General features: G+C 63.9%; 1 protein-coding gene. It reads left to right on the top strand.

The features are described 5' to 3' along the window. Positions 1-267: 267 nt before the first annotated feature. The coding region (locus tag ACYPYD_RS19275) for a TonB-dependent receptor plug domain-containing protein (protein WP_459664896.1) at positions 268-887 on the top strand (620 nt) is incomplete at its 3' end.

The raw sequence follows: 887 nt of genomic DNA, 5'->3' as shown, positions 1-887 counted from the left end.
GCATCGTCGGCGAAATGAAGCGGCGGGTCGGTCACCTTGCGATCCGTACACGAGCCGGGTGCGAATTCCAGTTCGCGCAGCATTTCCGGCAATCCTCCTTCGCGCCCGTCCATCCGCGATACTCACTGCACCGCCAATATACGCCTGACAATTAAAACAGGTGCGTTATATCGATTAACGCATATGTTTTAATCACTGGCCGCGAACTGGGTGGCGGCCTAGAAGAAAAATCGGGAGAAGACCTTCATGCCTCGACAGGATCGGGCCGTGCCCGCTCGCCTTCGCGAATTGCGCCGTGCGCTGCTGCTGACCGCTTCGGCGGGCCTTGCGCTTGGCTGCGCTCCGGCCGCCTTCGCGCAGGACACGGAGCAGACCACCTCTCAGGGAGGCACGCAGGAAGGCGGCATCGGCGACATCATCGTCACTGCCCGCAAGCGGCAGGAAACCACGCAGGACGTGCCGGTCGCCGTCGTCGCGATCAGTGCCGAGAAGATGCAGCAATACGACCTGTCGAACCTAGAGCGCGTCGCCGCGATGACGCCTTCGTTCTCGATCGGGCGCACGCCTTCGGGTTCGGGTGCGACGCTGGTGCTGCGCGGGATCGGCTCCAACACCACCTCGATCGGGCTGGAGCAGTCGGTCGCGGTGATCGTCGACGGGGCCTATTACGGGCAGGGCCGCACGATCAACGAAGGCTTCTTCGACCTTGGCCGACTGGAAATCCTGAAAGGCCCGCAGGCGCTGTTCTTCGGCAAGAACGCGACGGCGGGCGTCGTCTCGATCACCACGGCGGACCCCGGCGACAAGCTGGAAGTGATCGCGCGCGGCGGCTACGAATTCGCGGCGAAGCAGGTCTACGGCGAGGCGATCGTCTCCACCCCGCTGAG

The organism is Novosphingobium sp. 11B (genome assembly GCF_054589055.1).
Note: the sequence above shows the minus strand (reverse complement) of the source record. Positions and strands in the feature narration are given on the sequence as shown.